Source organism: Micromonospora sp. NPDC023737, assembly GCF_040639715.1.
Taxonomy (GTDB): Bacteria; Actinomycetota; Actinomycetes; order Mycobacteriales; family Micromonosporaceae; genus Micromonospora.
Genome location: NZ_JBFAAL010000015.1, coordinates 121,785 through 140,902 on the forward strand (window position 1 = coordinate 121,785; position 19,118 = coordinate 140,902).

A 19,118-nucleotide genomic window follows, 5' to 3' on the forward strand; every position below is an offset into this window, starting at 1 on the left:
GGTGCGCGTGCTCCATCGTGAACTGATGTCTGATCGAGAAGACCAACTGAAGGCGCAGTCCCGGCCCGCGCTGCGGTCGGTGACCGCCGGACCCGATCGAGGTCCGGCGGCCACCGTCATCTCACATGCGCCGGAACACGCCGTGCAGGCGATTCTGCGACGTGGATCCGGTCAGGCAGGCAGAGAGCGGATCGAGGACGACGTCGTACGTCGACGTCACCCCTTCGCTGACCGCCTGCCGCTTCACCTTCGGCGTCCACCCGTCCTTAGCGACCGTGACCTGGTACTTGCCGGCCGGCAGCCAGTGGACGTACCGGCCCTCGGCGTCGGCGACGACGGTGTAACCGGTCTTGCCGTTGGTGCCGACGAGGTCGAGGCGGACGGTCGCCCCGATGCCCGACACGTTCCCGTCGCAGCTCCTACCGGTGACCGTGCCCTGGATCTTGCCCCAGTCGGCGGGGGCGGCGACCCCGGCCTCGACGTCGACCGCCGGCACCGGGTACGGGGTGTCCGTGTTGAACCCGAACTCGGCCCGGTACGTGCCGGGCTGCGCGATGCCCGTGCCGGGAGTCGCGGTCACCGTGACCGTGACCTTCTTCGAGTCGCCCGGAGCCAGGGTGAACTCGCCGGGCGTGACGTCGAGCCACGGCACGCCGGAGGCGTCACAGTCGCCGAGACCGCTCAACCGCTCGGACTCGGCGGTCACCAGGTCACTGCCGCCCCCGATCTTGTACACCCCGCACGCCATCGCTCCGCGGTAGACGGCGACCTGGGTGTTCGGCAGGTCCCGCCACGCCCTGGCGGTCGGGTCGTACGCCACCGTGCGGTTGGTGACGACGGTGGAGTTGGCGGTCATCCCACCGGCGAGGATCAGCAGCCCACCGGCGACCGTGTTCGGCGCGCCCCACAGGTCGATCGGCAGGTCGGGCAGCCGGATCCACGCGTCGGCGGCCGGGTCGTAGCCGTACGTGTTGCGGTACGGGGTCTTGTCGACCCCACCGGCGCAGTAGATGCCGCCGCCGATGGCACCGCACGGGAGGTACGCCACGGGTACCGGGTAGTCGGCCCAGGTGCTGAACGTACGGCTGTGCGGGTCGAAGACGACGACACTCGTGGTGCCCGCGCAGTTGCCGTCCGGGCAGCCGCCGACGACGACGATCCGGCCGTCGACGACGGCGGTGCCGGCCGCCGCGCGGGGCGCCGGGTTGGACACCCCGACGAGGGTGCTCCAGATGTTCGTGGTCGGGTCGAACACGTCCACCGTGGGAACCGGTGCACCGTCGGCGTTCCAGCCGCCGAGGACGTAGAGCTTGCCGTCCACGACCGCCGCCGACGGCGCGCTGCGGCCCCGGGGCATCTGCGGCAGGCTGGTCCACAGGTTCGTCGCCGGGTCGTAGACCCAGGTCGAACGCTCCGTTCCGGTGCCGGCCCCGCCGCCCACGGAGTAGACCTTGCCGCCGATGGTCACCGCGGCGTTGTCGTAGACCTGCGCGGGAGCGTTGGCGATCCGGCTCCAGGCCAGGTCACCCGCGGCTGCCGCCGCCGTCGCCGTGGCCGCCGCGGCCGCCGTGGCTTCGGCGTCGCGGCCGGCCGCGATCCCGTTCATGGCCTTGGTGACGCCGGAGACCTTCCGCTCGGCCAACGGCGCACCATGCTGCCCGAGCACCTCGAACTGACCGGCCCGGGCCAGGGTTTCGACGGTCGCCGGGGCGCTGCCGGTGTTCTTCAGCGTCACCGTGGTGCTGCGGGTGGCGCCGTACGGCTGGTTCACCTCGATGCTCGTCTGGCTGACGGTGAGCCGACCCGCCGTGAGGGCGAAGTTCACCTTCTCCAGCCGGTCCGCGGTGACCTCGACGTCCTTCGACAGCGGCTGGTACGGCCGCTGACTCGCCCGGAACGTGTGGGTCCCGGTCAGGGTGGAGAGGAACCAGTAGAACCCGTCGGAGATGCTCGCGTCCTCGGGCGTCGCCGCGGTCTCCGCCTGCTCGGCGGGCGCGTCCGGGCTGACGACGGTGACGCCGTCCAGCCCCTCGCCGGTGTTCTTGTCGGTGACGAAACCGGCGACCAGGCCGGCCGGGGTCGGGGTGCAGACCCGGTCGATCAGCTCGACGTTGTCGACCGCCCACCACCAACCGAAGCCCGCGCTGTACCGGAACCGCACCTGCACGTCGGCCTTGCCGGCGGCCGGCTCGAGCGCGACCAGCTCCTGCGTGGGGCCACGCCGCCAGTCGTCCCCGTGCCAGACGTTGGTCCAGGTCTTGCCGCCGTCGGTGGTGACGTCGATGTCGCCCACGTCGTCGCCCGCCGTGGCATAGAGGTCACTGTTGAAACGCAGGTACGGCGCGCGGACGTCCCTCAGGTCGAACGTGGGGGAGACCAGGTCGGTGTCCTGCCGGGCATCCAGTCCCTGGACGAAGCTGTCGACGATCGCGAAGTTGCCGCTCCCGCCCGTCTGGTTGCCCCGGCTCCCCGGGTCGTTGAAGGTCCACCCCGGGAACTGCGTCCGGTTGACCACCGACCAGCCCTGCGGCGCGCCGGCGCCGTCGAACGTCTCCGTCCCGAACAGGGGTTCCGAGTAGCTACCGGCGTAGCCGCCGGCGGTGCAGCCATGGTCGACCGGGACCTTGATGTTCACGGTCTTGGCCGCGTCGGCCACCTGTACCGAGCGGGTGACCTTCTGGTAGCCGGGATAGTGCGCCGTCGTACCGACCGTGTAGGTGCTGTTGGCCGGCACGGTGAAGGAGTACTTACCGGTGATCGGGTCGGTGAAGACCGGCCCGCCGGGACGACCCGCCACCTCGATCTTGGCGTACAGGGGCCAGCCGTGGCCGGACCCGTCGGTCACCCGTCCCGACACGGTCACCATCGACGGCGGATCCAGCGCGAAGTTCGCGGTGACCGCGCCCGTCGCGGGAACCGTCACCGAGACACTCTTGCTCCCGTAGCCGTACGCGCTGGCCGTCACCGTGTGTTCGCCGATCGGCAGCACCAGCGTGTAGTCACCGTCGTTGCCGGTCACCGCCTGCGTCTCACCGGAGCTGATCCGGATGCCGCCGAGCGGCTCGCCGGTGGCCGAGTCGGTGACCCGGCCGGTCACCCGGCCGACCGCGCCGCGCGGCGCCTTCACCACCGCCCGGTACGCGTTGAGCCGTCCCTCACCGAAGACGTTGTTGTTGGCGGCAGTGCCACCACACTCGGTCGCGTCGACGTCGATCGCGGTCTCGTTGAGCAGCTTCTCGGTGGCGGCGAGGTCACGACGCAGGTTCGGTGCGGCCGACCAGAGCAACGCCACCGTACCGGAGACGTGCGGTGCGGCCATCGACGTACCGCTGATCGTCGCGTACCCGCCGCCGAACCAACTCGACCGGACATCCTCACCGGGCGCGGAGATGTTCGGCTTGATCCCGCCGTCCACCGCCGAGCTGCCCCGGCTCGAGTACTGGTACACCTCGTTGGCCGAGTTGTAACCACCCACCGCGTACGACTGCGGGTAGTCGCCCGGGGTGTTCGCCGTGTTGCAGGCCGGTCCCGAGTTGCCCGCCGAGAAGACCGGGAAGATGCCCGCCGCGCGCCACGCGTCGACGGTCTGCTTGTACCAGAGGTTGCCCTGGCCGCCGCCCCACGAGTTGTTGACGATGTCCGGCCGCAGGTCCGGGCGGGGGTTCTGCCCGTTGCGGTCGGTCGGCGCGATGATCCACTGGCCGGCGAGGAGCAGGGAGCTGTCCGAGCACCACTCGCGCTCGCAGCCCTTCGCGGCGATCCAGGTGGCGCCCGGGGCGACCCCGATCTGGTTGCCGGCGCCGCCGTCACCGACCATGGTGCCCATCGTGTGGGTGCCGTGGCCTCCGGTGTCGCAGGGCTTGAACTCCGGGCAGACGTTGGTCGGATCGAACCAGCTGTAGTCGTGCGAGAAGGTGCCGTCGCCGTTGTTGCCCCGGTACTTGCCGACCAGGGCCGGGTGATCGTACTGGACGCCGCCGTCGATGTTGGCGACCACGATGCCCTCACCGCGGTCACCGAACTCGTCCCAGACGCGGGGTGCCTCGATGCTTGCCACACCCCACTCGGGCGCGGCCGTGCCGGCCTTCGTCCCGACCTGGGTGGGCGTCGGCTCGATCATGCGGTACGACCGCACCGGGTCGATCCGCGCGACCTCGGGGCGGGCGGCGATCGTGTCCAGCAGGGCCTTGTCGCCGTCGACCTGCAGGGCGTTGGCGATCCAGTACGAGGTGTACCGCGCCCGCTTCTGCGTGAGAAGGGCGCGCAGCCCCGCCTGGGTACGGTCGGCGGTGCTGGTGAGCTGCTGGCGCACCTCGGCGGCGCGGGCGTCGCCGCGCAGCTTCGCCGCCGTGTCCAGCTTCGCCTGGTCCTTGAGATACACCAGGAAGCTGGTGCTGCCCTTGGCCGACAGCTCCTTGAGAACCTGGCCGTCCACGGCGGCGCGAGCCGGCGCCGCGTTCGCGACCACCGGTTGTGCGGTCAGGCCGAGGACGACGGCCGCCGCGACGGCGACCAGGGGCCGGACGTTGAACCGGCTCCTGCCTCGACCTGTTCGTCTTTCTGACAACGTTCCTCCACTCCAGCGGCACCGTTCGGTTCCGGTGCCGGCGAGCGGACTCGTGGGTCCTCCCGAGTTCGCCCGATCCGTGCGGAACGCGCCGCACCTGACGGCGCGCCGGCACGAATTTGATCATTGTCCGATGAGGACAGAACAAGATCAACAGGCGGACTTGGGCAGGTCCCGAGCAGTTCGTACGCAATTCGTGGGCATCGTGGGCGGTGGCCGGCAGGATCCTGACGCGGCCGTGACCGGATCGTCCCGCCGTACGGGGCGGGGCGTGAGACCCGTCAGCCCGACCAGGCGACGGCGTGGCTGACGCGCTGGTAGTGCCGCGCCAGCTCCGTGTCGATCCGTTCGATCCGAGCGTCGGTGACCGTCACCCGCGGTTCGTGCTCGGCACGTGCGGCGAGCATGCGGTGTCGCAGGCCCTGGGGCGGGTGTGAGGCGAACAGCGAGCTCTGCTCCCGGATGGAGAGTTGACGCAGCAGCGGAAGCGTGTCGGCGGCGGCCGCCAGCGACCGGGCGACCCCCGTCTGCCAGGCCGCCGGCCCCCGCCCGCCGCGTGACGCCTGCTGGACCACGAGCGCCAAGGATTCGGACTGCAGCGCCACGTCCAGCAGCCGCTTCGCGCCGTCCGTGCCCGCGGCCCGGGCGGCCATCTCGTCGGCAAGGTACTCGGCCCGCTGGCTGTCCCGCAGCGCCGTGACGACCAGCACGAGGTGGCCGCCGAAGAGCAGCCGCGACACGACCCAGGAGAACGCCCGGCCCAGCGCGTCACCGATCATCTCCACCAGCCCGCTGCCGCGGACCGAGTCCACGGGACGGAACATGTCCGCAGCGTTGCCGAGCATGGTCAACGCTGGCTGGGTCACCACCGTCCGGCGTACGTCGCCGTTGACGAAGTGGCCCAGTTCGTGACCGAGCAGCGCCACCCGCTGCTGCCCGTCCAGCGCGCCCCACAGCGGCAACCCGAGGGCCAGCACGCGTCGCCGGCGCAGCCCCACCTGCGTCGCGTATGCGTTCAGGCTGCCGTCCACGCCGATGACGTGTGGCATGGGGGCACCCACGGCCGCCGCCACTTCCTCCACCAGCGCGTGCAGTTCAGGTGCCTGATCCTTCGACAGGACCTCCAGGTCGGGGTCGACACGGCCGAACCGGGGCCGCAGCGCCACCGCCAGACTGATCATCGCGACCCCGACGACCATGGCGATGTTTGGGAACGGGTAGGCGAACAGCAGCCACACGCCGACCACTGCGAGCGCCAGCACGCCGACGAGAAGAAGCAGCGACGCCGCCGCGGTCGCCACGCCGGCCGGGCCGAGGCCCGACGACTCCAACGGGCGATCGACCAGGGCCGCGTACTGGTGGCGGGTCAGGCGGCCGGCCAGCCGATGGCTGCCCCGGTCGATCCAGGCCCAACCGAACTCCGGCGCCTGCCGCGCGCTGTCGTAGCCGTCGAGGTTCCATTCGCAGGCAGCGCACCAGGGCATCGCCTCCCGCGTTGACACGGTCGTCTCGCCGCAGCGCGGGCACGCACCCGCCCCGGCCGTCTTCATGATCACGATGGCCGATCCTGCCGCTGTCGTTCGCACGACGTAACCGGCCGTTCAGCTGATGCCGGGTGCGGGCTGTGCCCGTGGCCACCGGGGCGGGCTCGTCGATCTCAACTCTTCCGACGAGCAGTGGGCGGCCGCATACCGACTGTCCCGGCCGGCCGGCCTGCTCGGCGTTCCGGTCCTCCGGGCGGCGATCCGACGCGTTGCCGGACGGGCGTGCGGCAATCGACTGGTTCTGATGGGCCAGTGTTCGGATCTGGTCGGATCATGTTGACTTTAGATCGATGTTGATGGTTTATTGTTATCCAATGATCATCGACGGGTGTCTACCCGATCCCGGCCGGCTCCCTCAGGCGGCTCTGTCCTGGTTGTCCGGCCCACCCTCACGTCCGTCGTGCGAAAGGGACCCTGACGCATGAAGGTATTCACCGCACTGCTGGCCGCCGCTCTCGTGGCCACCAGCGCCCCCACCGCCGCGCGTGCCGACACCACCTGGCAACCCGGCACACCACCGATCGCCACCCCGTGGACCGACGAGGTCTCCGCCGACAACGCGCTCCCCGAGTACCCCCGTCCGCAGCTCGTCCGAGCGAAGTGGCAGAGCCTCAACGGTGTGTGGCAGTTCGCCGGCGCGACGGAAGGCCAGGCCCCGCCGTTCGGTGAACAACTCGGCGAACGGGTCCTGGTGCCGTACCCGATCGAATCGGCGCTCTCCGGCATCCAACGGCACGAGGACCGGATGTGGTACCGGCGCACCTTCCAGGTGCCCAGGAACTGGCAGGTCGGGGACCGCGGCGCGCGGTTGCGGCTCAACTTCGGCGCGGTCGACTACGAGACGACGGTCTGGGTCAACGGCATCGAGGTCGCGACCCACCGCGGCGGCTACGACGGCTTCAGCGCCGACGTCACCGACGCGCTGCGTGGCCGGGGAGACCAGGAACTCGTGGTGGGAGTCACCGACCGCACCGACCAGACGTGGCAGCCGGTCGGCAAGCAGCGCAACGTGCCGGACCGCGGCATCTTCTACACCTCGGCGTCCGGGATCTGGCAGAGCGTCTGGATGGAACCGGTGTCGACGAGCCACGTCGAGCGGTTGCAGATGACGCCGGACCTCGACGACAAGAGCCTCCGCCTGACCCCGCACCTCGCTAACGGCAGCGGCCGGACCGTCGAGGCCGTCGCGTACGACGGCAAGCGGGTCGTCGGCCGCGTCTCAGGGCCGGCCGGAACCGAGCTGCGGGTCCCGGTGCCGAAGCCGAAGCTGTGGTCGCCTGACTCCCCACACCTGTACGACCTGAAGGTACGGGTGCGCCAGGGCGGAAAGGTGATCGACCAGGTCGACTCGTACTTCGGCATGCGCGAGGTGGGCAAGGCCAAGGGCGCCGACGGCAAGCTCTACCTCACCCTCAACGGCAAGATCCTGTTCAACATGTCGACCCTGGATCAGGGGTACTGGCCGGACGGCATCTACACCGCGCCGACCGACGAGGCACTGCGGTTCGACATCGCCGAGACGAAGCGGCTCGGGTTCAACACGATCCGTAAGCACATCAAGGTGGAGCCCGACCGCTGGTACTACTGGGCGGACCGGTTGGGTCTCATGGTGTGGCAGGACATGCCCGCCATGCGTACCGGCGGCACGCCGCCCGTGGACGCGCAGCAGGAGTTCGAGCGGCAGCTGCGGGAGATCGTGACGGAGCACCAGAGCTGGACCTCCATCACCACCTGGGTGCCGTTCAACGAGGGCTGGGGCGAATGGGACCGGGCGGCGACCGGACGGATCGCCGACGAGGTCGGCGCCCTGGATCCGAGCCGCCTGGTCAACGCGCACAGTGGCGTGAACTGCTGCGCCTCCAGAGGCGACTCCGGTCGTGGCGACATGATCGACTTCCACCAGTACGTGGGCCCGGCCTCGCCGGCGCCGACCGCGGACCGAGTGGCCGTGGACGGCGAACACGGCGGGTTCGGCTTGGAGGTCGACGGTCACATGTGGTTCGGCGACGGCCACGCCTACGAGATGACCCCGGACAGCGCCACCCTCACCCGCCGCTACGTGGAGAACCAGCAGGACCTGCTGACCGTCGCCAACAGGTGCGGGCTCTCCGGCGGCGTCTACACCCAGACCACGGACGTCGAGCACGAGGTCAACGGGTTCTACACGTACGACCGCCAGGTCGAGAAGATGGACTTCGCCCGGGTACGGGACATCAACCGGGCCATCATCCGCTCCGTCGACGGCACCGGCGCGAACGTGCCGCCGACCTCGCCCGGCACCCCGGGTCTGACCGGAGTCGGCTACTGGCCGCTGGACGAAGCAACCGGCACGGTGGCCGAGGACCTGGCCGGCGACCACGACGCGACGCTGGTCAACGGCGCGGGCTGGACGTCGGGCAGGACCGGCGGCGCGGTGCAGCTCAACGGTGTCAACCAGTACGTCGACACCGGTGCGGCGATCCTCGACACCAGCGGCAGCTACACGGCGTCGGCCTGGGTGCGGCTGGACAGCCTGGGCGGCTTCGCCACCGCGGTCAGCCAGGACGGCAACACGAACAGCGCCTTCTTCCTCCAGTACTCCGGCGCGGACAACCGGTTCGCGTTCAGCTTCGCCGGGGTGCGGGCGTTGGCGCCCACCGCGCCGGAGCCCGGACGCTGGTACCACCTGACGGGTGTGCGGGACGCCGCCAGCGGTTCTCTCACGCTCTACGTGGACGGCCAGCCCGCGGGTACGGCGAGCTCCTGCGTCGGCGACGCGTCCAGCGGCCACACCGTGATCGGCCGCGCCAAGTTCAACGGCAACCCCGTCGACTACTGGCGTGGCGCCGTCGACCAGGTGCACGTCTACGACCGGGCCCTCTCCGCCACCGAGGTGGCCCAGCTCCACGCCTCCGGCCAGTGAGGTAACGGCCACGACGAGGGCTGAGCCGCCCGCCGGCCCGTCCGCGTGAACGTGGCGGACGATCCACGGGGCAGGCCCGCGCACGCAGGGTAGGTCCGGACGCTACCGGTCCGGACCTACCCTGCGCTGCGGGAAGGGAGCAGCGCCTGCGCAGCGGCCGCCACCCTGGCGCACCGGCTCCACCGATCCCGGGTCGGGAGGCGCGGTCGTCACCTGCCGCACACACCACCGGGCAGCGCTGCGGCGGACTGGTCAGGCGAGGCCGGCGTCGTGGGCGAGGAGCGCTACTTGCGTACGGTTGTCCAGGTCGAGCTTGGTCAGGATGTGCGACACGTGCGTCTTCACGGTGGCCAGGGTCATGTGGAGCGTCGTGGCTATCTCGGCGTTGTTGCAGCCCTGACCGATCGCCACCACGACGTCGTGCTCGCGTGGGCTGAGCGCCGCGAGGGTCGCCCTGGCCTGGGCGTACGCGCCGGCCTGGACGGCGACCCGGTCCATCAGCCGGCGGGTGATCCGTGGGGACAGGATCGGCTCGCCGGCCGCGACCTGCCGGACCGCCTCGGCGATCCGCGCCGGCGGGGTGTCCTTGAGCAGGAAGCCGCTGGCCCCGGCACGCAGCGCGTGCAGGATGTTCTCGTCGGTGTCGAACGTGGTCAGCACGATGATCTCGGGCGGCCGCGGCCGGGCCCGCAGGCGACGGGTGGCGGTGATGCCGTCGACCCGGGGCATGCGCAGATCCATCAGCACGACGTCGGGGGAGTGCGCGTCGGCGGCGGCCGGCGCCTGGTCGCCGTCGGCTGCCTCGCCGACCACGACGATGCCGTCAGCGCCGTCGAGCATCATGGTCAGCCCGGCGCGGACGAGCGCGTCGTCGTCGACGATGAGCACACGCACGGCGGAGGTCACGCCGGCCATGGTATCGATGCGTGCAGCCGGAACTCCCCACCGACCACCTGGTGGTCGAGTTCTCCGCCGGCCAGGTGCACCCGCTCGGTGAGCCCGACCAGTCCGGCGCCCCCGGACCATCCGGGCGGCGTCGCGCGCTCCGGCGTCAACGCGTTGCGGACGTCGATCTCCAGGCCCGTGCCGGGCCCGCCGCGCAACGCGACCTGGACCGGCTGGCCGGCGGCGTGTTTGCGGGCGTTGGTCAGGCCCTCCTGAATCACCCGGTACGCCGTGCGGGCCACCGACGGAGGCGCGTCGGCCGGCTCGTTCACCGCCTCGCGCAGCAGCACCTCGGTGCCGGCTTCGCGGGACTCCTCGACCAGGCGCGGTACGTCGGCCAGCACCGGCTGCGGGCGTCTCCCGTCGCGGTGCGGCGGATCGTCGTCGCGCAGCAGTGAGATCACCTCACGCAGCTCATCGAGCGCCTGGTGCACGCCGTCCCGGACGACCCCCGCGGCCCGCGACAACTTCTCCGGCGAGGAGTCCGGACGGTACTCCATCGCGCCGGCGAACGTGGCCAGCAGCGACAGGCGATGCGCGAGGACGTCATGCATCTCCCGGGCGATCTGGCGGCGTTCCAGCATGCGCGCCTCGGCCACCCGGCGGCCCTGCTCCGCCTCGGCGCGACGGGCCCGGTCCTGCAGGGACCGGATCAGCGCCGCACGGGCCTGCGCCCACGCGCCCCAGCCCAGCAGCGCGCCGTAGCCGACGGTGACCAGCGCCAGCCACCAGCCGTACGACATACCGCCGTTGGCCCGCCAGGCACCCTGGACGGCGTGCGCGGCGACGCCCGCCACCGCCACCGCGATCGCCGCCGGGGCGCGCCGCCGCCGGGCCACCTGAAACGCGCCGATCGTGGCCGGCGGAGTGACCGCCGGCGACACCGCCGCCAGCACGGTGATCACCGCCGTGGTGGCGACCGGCCGCCACAGCATCAGTGGGCTCAGCAGCCAGCTCAGCGTGCCGGCCGCGAGGTCGAGCGCGAACAGCGGCCCCAGCGTACGGTCGCTCCACCAGCCCAGGATCGTCGCGGCGACCAGCACGCCGGACGTACCCATCATCGTGGCGACGGCCGTCCTGCTGCGATGGTGGTCGCGGTCCTCCGGCCCGAACGAGAACCTGTTCACGCGCGGAGGTTAACGGGCCCGCGCCGGACTCCGACACCTTCCAAAGTTGGTGGTCGGGCTCTCCTTGGGAAGCGCGGGCGCGGCCCTCGGTCCGATGTGCCGACCTGCCCCCGACCGCGATGCTCATCGGCATGACGAACGACACGATGCGGACCGGAACGACCAGGACCACCGCACGACGTACGGGCCGTGCGATCACCGTCGCCGCGGGAGCGGCGAGCGCTCTCCTGCTGTGGGTCGTCAACGACCCGTGGGCCGGTATCGACCTCGCCGTCCGCCAGGGCGACACCACCCAGCACATCGGTCCGGTCGCCGTCGTGGTGGCCGCGCTGATCGCGGGTCTGGCCGCCTGGGGTCTGCTCGCGCTGCTGGAGCGTACGGTCGGCCACCCCGTCCGGACGCTCCGCATCATCGCCCTGGTCGTGCTGGTGCTCTCGCTGGCCGGCCCGTTGGGCAGCGGTGTCGACATCAACAGCCGGCTGGCGCTGCTCGCCATGCACCTGACCGTCGGCGCGGCGCTGATTCTCGGGCTGCCCGGCCGGCGGAACTGCCGGTAGTCGCGGATCCGGAGGCAGGGCGCGCCACGGCGATGCCGAGGCGCGCCCTCTCGGCGGTCAGGATGGCCTCGACAGCGGGCGAGCACGATCGGGACCGGGATCGCGAGCGGCGAGCCGGGGATCGGCTCCTGCGCGTCGCGGCCACGAACGAAGATCAGCCCGCTGAGCGGGTGGCCCCGTCTGTTCTCGGACGTCAGTGGCGCCGCAAGCCGGCGACGACAAGTCCGACCATCCGGCGCGCGTCGTAGCTGGGGCTGTCGGCGCCGATGCAGAGGTTGCCGATGCCGCGCATGAGGACGAGGGCGTCCATGTCGGGGGTGATCTCGCCCGCCGTGGCGGCGGCGTCGAGCAGCTGGGCGCAGACCGGAACGAGGCGGTCGAGGAAGTAGGCGTGCAGCGTCTGGAAGGCGGCGTCGTCGGACTGCATCGCCTCAGCCAGGCCGTGCTTGGTGACCAGGAAGTCGACGAAGAGGTCGATCCAGCTCGCGAGGGCGGCGAACGGGGTGGCGCTCTCCGCGAGCAGCGCCGGGCCGGCCACCGCGCACGCCTCGACCTGGTGCCGGTAGACCGCGACGATGAGATCGGCCCGCGTGGGGAAGTGGCGGTAGATCGTGCCGACGCCGACGCCGGCCCTGGCGGCGATGTCGCGCACAGGCGCGTCGACTCCTGCGGCGACGAACATCGCGGCGGCCGCCTCCAGCAGCGCCTCCTCGTTACGCCGGGCGTCAGCCCGCTTGCTGCGGGGAGCACTCATCTCGCCACCTGCGCCGCCCACTGTCGCCTCCGTCACATCCCTTGGTAAACGGAACCATGTTCCGTATGTTTTAACGGAACCAAGTTCCGTTCTCGCAGCATGCCAGAACGGCAGGTCGATGCCAAGTCACGAGGAGCAGCATGCAAACAATGCCAGAGCCCGCACCGGTGATCGCGGTACACCCGATCACGCTGTCAGCCCCCGATCGCGGCGACGATCTGCACCTACGCGTCTCCGCACCCATCACCGGCCGTGACCTGCCCGTCATCGTCTTCTCGCACGGCTTCGGCCAGTCCGCGACCAGCTACGCCCCGCTGGTGGACTTCTGGGCCTCGCACGGTTTCGTCGTCATCCAGCCCACCCACCTCGACTCGCGGACGTTGAGCCTCCCGCCCGACGACCCCCGCACACCGCTGATCTGGCGGATCCGGGTCGACGACCTGAAGCGTGCCCTCGACCAGCTCGACCGGCTGGAGTCATCCGTCCCCGGCCTCGCCGGACGCCTCGACCGCACCCGGATCGCCGTGGCGGGGCACTCCTGGGGCGCCCAGACGGCGAGCACGCTGCTCGGGGCGCGAGTCCTCGACACCGACGGAAACCCCGGTGAGGACCTCTCGGACCCGCGGATCAAGGCAGGCGTGCTACTGGCCGTGACCGGCCGGGGCGGCACCGACCTCTCCCCGTTCGCGGCCGAGCACTTCCCCTTCATGAGCCCGAGCTTCGCGGACATGACCGCTCCGGCCCTCGTCGTCGCCGGCGACCACGACGACTCCCCACTGTCCGTGCGAGGGCCGGACTGGTTCACCGACGCGTACCACCTGAGCCCGGGCACCAAGAGCCTGCTCACCCTGTACGGGGCAGAGCACTCGCTCGGCGGCATCTCCGGCTACGAAGCCAAGGAGACGACGGATGAGAGCCCCGAGCGGGTCGCCCTGATCCAGCGGCTCACCTGGGCCTATCTTCGCGATGCCCTCGACCTCGAGGACTCCACCTGGCCCGCACCGGTGGAGAGCACGCTGGGCCGCCTCGAATCCAAGTGAGGACAACCGGCCCATCGCCGTGGCGCGACCGGATTCGGAACGGCCGCGGCGCGACCGGGAGAAACCGGCCGCCACATCGGCCACAGCACGGCCCCCTGCGTCGACTCCGAAGCTCTTCAGGCGTTCGAGGGCCGACGGTCGACCCAGTCGGTGATGAGCCGGCGCTCGGCGAAGAACCACCGACCGCCCTGCCGGACGAAGGTGTCGTGGTAGCGGATCGACATGACCATCAGAGTGCGCTGTCCCTCCTCGATCCAGAGGTGGTGCGCGAGACAGTAGGTTTCTCCGGTGGCGCGGTCACCGTCGAGGGTCACTGTGCTCTGCCCGTTGAAGTGGGTCGTCTTGTCGTAGCTCTGTAGCGAGCCGAAGGCGGCGGCCAGGTCATTGCGACCCGTGAGGACCTGGGCCGGCTCGGTCGAGTCGGGCTCGCCGTCGTACACCGCGACGCGGGCGTCGTCGGTGAAGAGTGCCGCCTGTCCCTGCGCGTCGCGTCGGTCCGCGAGGTGGGCGTAGGCGTCGACCAGTTCGCGGATGGCCAGCCGGTCGGCAAGCTGATCAGAGAACGGAGTGGGATTGCTCATGGTGCTTCCCCAATGTTCGGCGGGACGGTAACTGCTGGCGGATAGCCAGGGACGATACTGTCCCGAGCCGGCCGGGCAGGCCAACATCGATTACCTGGCACCGCGGCAGCCGCAACCTGTGGCCGGGGTTCTCGGCACCCGGGTAGGCGATCGCCGGGTCGTCAGCCTGTGGTGGTGAGGTCCGTCGTGGCGGCCAGCTCGGTCACCACGTCCACGATCCGACGCAGCGCGGGCGAGGTGTTGTCGGGTCGCCAGACCATCTCGGTGGGAGTGGCCTCTCCGGCGAGCGGTACGAACACCACACCGGTACGGCGCAGGTTGTGTGCCGACCAGCCGAGCCGGGTGATCCCGACGCCGGCTGCGACGAGGCCGAGCAGCCCTTGAACGCTGGAGTCCCGGGCGACGATGTCGGGGCTGAATCCGGCGGCGCGGAAGTTTTCGTCGAAGGCCTGGTGCCAGGGCTCCCAGGAACTGCGCGGGGTCATCACCCACCGTTCGCCTGCCAGGTCGGACAGGGCCAGCTCGGGGCGGTCGGCGAGCGGATGCCCCTCGGGTAGGACGGCGCACACCTGTTCGGTGGCGATCGTCCGCGTGGCCAGGCCCGGGACCTGCGGCGGTCGGCTGAACGCGAGGTCGATATCGCCGCCGAGCACGCCTTCGACCAGCGGTGCGATGGTGGTCTCCTCGGTGACCAGCTCCAGGTTCGGGAGGTGTTCCCGGACGGCCCGGACCACCGGCGGGAGCAGGTGGTTCGCGGTGGTGGCCAGGAACGCCAGGCGGAGCCGGCCCGTCTCGCCGCGTACGGCCCGCCGCACGACGGCTACGGCCTCGTCGGCGCGCTCCAGCACTGCGCGTGCCTCGGGCAGGAACAGCGAGCCGGTGTCGGTGAGTCGGGTACCCCGGCTGTCCCGGTTGAACAGCTTCGCGCCGAGGATCCGTTCGAGCGCGTTGATCTGCTGGGAGAGCGACTGCTGCGTGATCATCAGGCGGCTGGCGGCCTGCGTGAAGCTCGACTCCTCGGCTACGGCGACGAAATATCTCAGCTGCCGAAGATCAGGGGTCACCGGCTCAGCGTAGCGCCGTGGCAGGTGGCCGGTGCCGGGCGCGTCAGACTGCCTAGCCGCAGCGCCGTCCCCGTGCTGACGACGCGCGATCAGAGTGGGAAGACCCGCGCGGTCGTCCCCGGCGTCGGCCCCCGCCCCGGGACTGCTTTCCGCGTCCTGGTCTGCGAATCGCCGATCAGGAATCGCTCGGAAATACGTCTCCAAATGCATTCCTCGGTGAGAGCGGCCAGATATATCGGCTATCGAAGATTGCGGGTCACAAGAAGATCCTGTAACCGCGACAGGTAATCGGTGTTGGGCGGTTTCGGTGTGCCGCAACCACTATTGGCTCCGGCAATCACCACGTTGAAGGGGCATGGGAATGACGAACGAGACGCAGGGCCGGGTCTGGCTGATCACGGGCTGCTCGAGCGGGTTCGGCCGGCAGATCGCGCTGGCCGCGCTGGCCGCCGGTGACCGCGTCATGGCCACCGCACGTCGTCCGGAGACGCTCGCCGACCTCGTGGAGATCGGCGGCGACCGGCTCAGCACGACGGCGATCGACGTCACGGACCCGGCATCCGTCCAGGCCGCGGTGAAGGCGGCGCTGGCTGAGTTCGGTCGCATCGACGTCCTGGTGAACAACGCCGGGTTCACCATGATCGGGGCCGTCGAGGAGACCTCGATGGAGCAGTTCCGCTCGCTGATGGAGGTCAACTTCTTCGGCGCCGCGGAGGTGACCAAGGCGGTCGTCCCCCTGATGCGCGAGCAGGGCAGCGGGACCATCGTGCAGATGAGCTCACTGGGCGGCCGAATGACCTACCCGGGACTGGGCGCCTACGACGCCGCCAAGCACGCACTCGAGGCCTTCAGCGAAGCGCTGTCGAGTGAGCTGGCACCCCTGGGCGTTCGGGTGCTGCTGGTGGAACCCGGCATGTTCCGCACCAGCATCACCAACAACATGGTCCTGGCCCCCGAGAACCCGGCCTACCAGGCGAGCTCGGGAGGCCTCCGGCAGATGGTCGCCGGGATCGCCGGCATCGAACCGGGCGACCCGGCGAAGGCCGCCGCGGCAATCATCAAGGTGCTCGACGCCCAGAACCCGCCGCTCCGCCTCGTGCTCGGCGGCGATGCGGTCGACGCGCTGCGCGCCCACCACGAGGCCCTGCTGGCCGACATGGACACCTGGGAGACGCTCAGCCGCTCGACGAACGTGTCGTGACGTCTGCCCCGGCGCCCCCTGACCGGACCGTTCCCTGAACACGGCATCGAGGCGTGCCGGCCCGCACGGGCGGGTCTCGTCGATCACGGGCCGCCCGGCTCGCCGGCTGTCGCCGCCAACTGATGCCGGCGGCGACAGCCGGTGGGATGGCGGCGTACCGCGACGCGGCCGCACCGGCCGGCCGGCCGGTGCACCGTCCAGCTCTGGTGGCCTCCGAAACGCGATAGCAGCCACCAATGACTCTGCAACACCTTTCCTTCTCGAGGAGAATCTGACATGCCCAGTCCACAACAGCCGATCGGCTCCGGCTTCGGCGCCGCATCCACCGCCGCCGAGGTCATCGAGGGGATCGACCTCTCGGGCAAGACCGCGATCGTCACGGGCGGCCACTCCGGCCTCGGCCTGGAGACCACCCGTGCGCTGCGCTCGGCAGGCGCCACCGTTGTCGTCCCGGTGCGCTCCCCGGACCGTGCCCGCGACATGCTCGCCGGTATCGACGGCGTCGAGATCGAGCAGTTGGACCTGATGGATCCCACCTCGATCGACGCGTTCGCCGACCGGTTCCTCGCGACCGGACGGGCGCTGCACATCCTGGTCAACAGCGCGGGGATCCAGAACGTGCCGCTGACCCGAGACGCCCGCGGTTACGAGGCCCAGTTCGCCACGAATCACCTGGGTCACTTCCAGCTGACCACGCGGCTCTGGCCCGCCCTTCGCCGGGCCGGGGGCGCGCGGGTGGTCACGGTCTCCGCCTGGGCGCACAACCTCTCGCCCGTGGACTTCGACGACCCGAACTTCGAACGACGCGAGTACGACGGCTGGCTGGGCTACGGCCAGTCGAAGACCGCCAACATCCTGTTCGCAGTCGGGCTGGACAAGCGCGGCGAGGCCGACGACATCCGCGGTTTCTCCCTGCACCCGGGCCTCATCATCGGCACGAACCTCAGCCCGTGGACCACGCCGGAGTACCTGCGAACGAACGGCTTCATCGACGAGCACGGCAACCGCGTCATCGACCCCGAGTCGGGCCGCAAGACCGCCGAACAGGGGGCGTCGACCATCGTCTGGTGCGCCACCGCACCGCAGCTCGACGGCGTGGGCGGCGTCTACTGCGAAGACAACGAGATCTCCCCGCTGCTCACCTCGCACGACGAAACCATCGACGTGATGACGGGTCGGGTGGAGACGGCCCTCGGGGTGATGTCCTACGCCGTCGATCCGCAGCTCGCCGACCGCCTGTGGGACCTCAGCGAACAGCTGACCAACAGCAAGATCCAATAGCGGTAGTCGTCACCTCCGGGCCCACCGGCGAGGGGAGCACGGCAGATGCAGTTGGGCGAGCGTGCCGAGCGAGGTCAGTCGTGGTTGCGGGAGACCACGAACTTGGACGCCGGCTGCGGTGTCTCACCGGTGACCTGCGTGATGATCTCCGCTGCCAGGTCGCGCAGCTTGCGGTTGCGGTGCTGCGACGCCTGTCGGAGCAGCGCGAAGGCCTCGCCGGCAGTGCATCGCTGTTGACCCATCATCACGCCGAGGGCCTGATCGATCACACTGCGCGATGCCATCGCGTCGGTGAGCTGTCGATGCACGACAGCCTGCTCGGCCTGGCGGAGGATGACGGCCAGCGCCGCCGTGCCGTGCTCGGCGAATGTCACGGCCTGCCGGCGGGCTTGGTCGGTGAAGGCGGCCGGCTCGGTGGCGTAGAGGTTCAACGCGCCCAGGGTCTCGCCGTCGATGGTCATCGGCAGGGAGAGCGAGCTGGCGATGCCGAGCTTCAGGGCGTTCACACGGTAGCGTCGCCATCGTTCGTCCCGTCGCAGGTCGGCGACCTCGACGATCTGCCCGCTGTGCAGAGCGTGGAGGCAGGGTCCCTCGTGGGCGCCGTACTGGACTTCGTCGGCCTGCGCGGCGAGGTCGCCGCTTGCCGCGACGGTGAAGGCGGGACCGTCCCGGCGCATCGTCAGTCCGCACGCGGCGGCGGGGCCGACCACCTCCGCCGCGACCCGTACGACCTGGTCGAGGAACACGTCGACGTGCGGCGAGTCGGCGAGCAGGGTCAGCAGTCGGCCGTACGCGGGGGCCAGGGGCGACTCAGCGGTTTCGGACATCATCGCTACCTCCCGAAGGTGGTGTGACCGTCCTGGCTTGCCCCTCTCGGGAGCGCCGGCGGTACCTCTCTTGCCAGGTGAGCCCGTGCTCCGGAACGGGCAGGGTGCGGATCGGGTGATTCCCGGCTAGGGTCGACGTGGGTTCGGACATGAGCCCAGGACCAGTGCCGTCCACCGCAGGTGGCCGAGCATCGAACCGGTCCGGACATCCTCACCGAGGAGCAGACTCATGTCCGTACATCAGGTGCCGTACCCGGCGCCGCCGCCAACCACTGACCAGGCCGCTCTGTCCCTCGCGCTCACCGCGGAAGGCCCGGCTTCGGTGGTGGGGGTCCGGGGACCACTGGACATGGACACCGTGGACCTGCTCGTCGACTTCACGAAGACGGTTCTGGCGGGCCTGCCGCCGCCGGTGCTGGTGCTCGACCTGAGCGGGGTGAGCTTCTTCGGCGCCGCCGGGGTCACCGTGCTGCTGACCGTACGCCAGCAAGCGGCCGCGAGGGGTTGTGCGCTGGTGATCCGCAAGCCGTCCCGGATCACCGTCACCGTTCTGAACCTGGTCGGCCTCAGGGACGAGTTCATCACTGAGTGACCCGCCTTTCGCTCCCGGTCCGTCATGTGTCGGGCTGTTCCCCGCCCGCCACCCGGGGTGCCTGTCGGGCATCCCCGCGGGTAGCGAGACATACCCAAAGTTGATCAACCTAAACCTGCTGGGCCGCCGCACCACA

Annotated in this window: 14 protein-coding genes; 6 read left to right on the top strand and 8 right to left on the bottom strand. The window is 70.5% G+C overall.

Annotated elements, in window-relative coordinates:
* Positions 1 to 121: 121 nt before the first annotated feature.
* Positions 122 to 4,567 carry a S8 family serine peptidase gene (locus AB0F98_RS25850; RefSeq protein WP_357740131.1) on the bottom strand — a complete coding sequence of 1,482 codons (4,446 nt, stop codon included), beginning with the start codon at positions 4,565 to 4,567 and terminating at the stop codon, positions 122 to 124.
* A 281-nt stretch (positions 4,568 to 4,848) separates the two neighbouring features.
* A complete protein-coding gene (locus tag AB0F98_RS25855) occupies positions 4,849 to 6,117 on the bottom strand; it encodes a M48 family metallopeptidase (RefSeq protein WP_357740190.1) in 1,269 nt (422 codons plus the stop codon).
* Between the two features lie 415 nt (positions 6,118 to 6,532).
* Here AB0F98_RS25855 and AB0F98_RS25860 point away from each other — a divergent pair, with 415 nt between their 5' ends.
* A complete protein-coding gene (locus tag AB0F98_RS25860; protein WP_357740133.1) occupies positions 6,533 to 9,013 on the top strand; it encodes a LamG-like jellyroll fold domain-containing protein in 2,481 nt (826 codons plus the stop codon).
* 252 nt (positions 9,014 to 9,265) lie between these two features.
* Here the strand turns inward: AB0F98_RS25860 and AB0F98_RS25865 are convergent, their stop codons facing one another.
* Both AB0F98_RS25865 and AB0F98_RS25870 read right to left on the bottom strand, forming a co-directional pair.
* Positions 9,266 to 9,928 carry a response regulator transcription factor gene (locus AB0F98_RS25865; protein WP_357740136.1) on the bottom strand — a complete coding sequence of 221 codons (663 nt, stop codon included), beginning with the start codon at positions 9,926 to 9,928 and terminating at the stop codon, positions 9,266 to 9,268.
* Positions 9,916 to 11,085: a histidine kinase gene (locus AB0F98_RS25870; RefSeq protein WP_357740139.1), complete on the bottom strand. Its 1,170-nt coding sequence runs from the start codon at positions 11,083 to 11,085 to the stop codon at positions 9,916 to 9,918. The genes AB0F98_RS25865 and AB0F98_RS25870 overlap by 13 nt, the downstream gene beginning before the upstream one ends.
* A 131-nt stretch (positions 11,086 to 11,216) precedes the next feature.
* Here AB0F98_RS25870 and AB0F98_RS25875 point away from each other — a divergent pair, with 131 nt between their 5' ends.
* A complete protein-coding gene (locus AB0F98_RS25875) occupies positions 11,217 to 11,642 on the top strand; it encodes a DUF6069 family protein (RefSeq protein WP_357740142.1) in 426 nt (141 codons plus the stop codon).
* Between the two features lie 193 nt (positions 11,643 to 11,835).
* Here the strand turns inward: AB0F98_RS25875 and AB0F98_RS25880 are convergent, their stop codons facing one another.
* Positions 11,836 to 12,396: a TetR/AcrR family transcriptional regulator gene (locus tag AB0F98_RS25880; RefSeq protein WP_357740145.1), complete on the bottom strand. Its 561-nt coding sequence runs from the start codon at positions 12,394 to 12,396 to the stop codon at positions 11,836 to 11,838.
* Between the two features lie 140 nt (positions 12,397 to 12,536).
* On the opposite strand from AB0F98_RS25880, the gene AB0F98_RS25885 reads away from it, so the two are divergent.
* Positions 12,537 to 13,436, top strand: a complete 900-nt coding sequence (locus AB0F98_RS25885) for a chlorophyllase (RefSeq protein WP_357740148.1) — start codon at positions 12,537 to 12,539, stop codon at positions 13,434 to 13,436.
* Between the two features lie 116 nt (positions 13,437 to 13,552).
* On the opposite strand, the gene AB0F98_RS25890 is transcribed toward AB0F98_RS25885, so the two are convergent.
* Positions 13,553 to 14,017, bottom strand: a complete 465-nt coding sequence (locus AB0F98_RS25890; RefSeq protein WP_357740153.1) for a nuclear transport factor 2 family protein — start codon at positions 14,015 to 14,017, stop codon at positions 13,553 to 13,555.
* Positions 14,018 to 14,178: 161 nt separating this feature from the next.
* Positions 14,179 to 15,081: a LysR family transcriptional regulator gene (locus AB0F98_RS25895; protein ID WP_357740156.1), complete on the bottom strand. Its 903-nt coding sequence runs from the start codon at positions 15,079 to 15,081 to the stop codon at positions 14,179 to 14,181.
* Positions 15,082 to 15,442: 361 nt separating this feature from the next.
* Here AB0F98_RS25895 and AB0F98_RS25900 point away from each other — a divergent pair, with 361 nt between their 5' ends.
* Complete coding sequence (locus AB0F98_RS25900; RefSeq protein ID WP_357740158.1) at positions 15,443 to 16,282, top strand: oxidoreductase; 840 nt, start codon at positions 15,443 to 15,445, stop codon at positions 16,280 to 16,282.
* A 276-nt stretch (positions 16,283 to 16,558) separates the two neighbouring features.
* Positions 16,559 to 17,563 carry an SDR family NAD(P)-dependent oxidoreductase gene (locus AB0F98_RS25905; protein WP_357740161.1) on the top strand — a complete coding sequence of 335 codons (1,005 nt, stop codon included), beginning with the start codon at positions 16,559 to 16,561 and terminating at the stop codon, positions 17,561 to 17,563.
* Positions 17,564 to 17,637: 74 nt separating this feature from the next.
* Here AB0F98_RS25905 and AB0F98_RS25910 read toward each other — a convergent pair whose 3' ends face one another.
* Positions 17,638 to 18,390 carry a GAF and ANTAR domain-containing protein gene (locus tag AB0F98_RS25910; RefSeq protein WP_357740163.1) on the bottom strand — a complete coding sequence of 251 codons (753 nt, stop codon included), beginning with the start codon at positions 18,388 to 18,390 and terminating at the stop codon, positions 17,638 to 17,640.
* Between the two features lie 229 nt (positions 18,391 to 18,619).
* Here AB0F98_RS25910 and AB0F98_RS25915 point away from each other — a divergent pair, with 229 nt between their 5' ends.
* Positions 18,620 to 18,982, top strand: coding sequence for an STAS domain-containing protein (locus tag AB0F98_RS25915; RefSeq protein WP_357740166.1), 363 nt, complete (start codon positions 18,620 to 18,622; stop codon positions 18,980 to 18,982).
* Positions 18,983 to 19,118: the final 136 nt, after the last annotated feature.